Annotated in this window: 1 protein-coding gene; it reads right to left on the bottom strand. The window is 47.9% G+C overall.

The window, feature by feature from the left end:
• The coding region (locus tag ACTHUR_RS17870) for an aminoacyl--tRNA ligase-related protein (RefSeq protein WP_440400080.1) at positions 1-528 on the bottom strand (528 nt) is incomplete at both ends.

Raw genomic sequence — 528 nt, 5'->3', positions numbered from 1 at the left:
ACCTTCGCCAGGCAACTCTTCCCACTCTACGCCGCAAGCAGTCAATGCGTCACGCAGGCCTTGTTCGGCTTTATCCCAAACTTCGTCAGAACCTGCACGTTGTTCAGGACGGAGGGACAACTTCACAGCAACATCATGGAAGCCGAATTGTTTGTAAATACGAACCAATAATTCATTGAATGCACGTGCCTCATCGACGATTTGATCTTCGGTACAGAAGATATGCGCATCATCTTGCACAAAACCGCGAACACGCATCAGACCATGCAACGCACCGCTTGGTTCATTGCGGTGGCAAGAACCAAACTCAGCCAAACGCATCGGCAAATCGCGATATGAGCGCAAGCCGTTATTGAAAATTTGCACATGACCCGGACAGTTCATCGGTTTAACCGCGTATTCGCGTTTTTCGGAACTGGTCACGAACATATTGTCTTTATAGTTTTCCCAGTGGCCGGATTTTTCCCAGAAGGTTTTATCCATAATCTGAGGCGTTTTTACCTCTTTATAACCGGCAGCATTCAGCTC

This window comes from Neisseria sp. P0021.S007 (genome assembly GCF_051956855.1).
The sequence above is the reverse complement of the archived record's forward strand: the minus strand, read 5'-3'. Positions and strand labels throughout refer to the sequence as shown.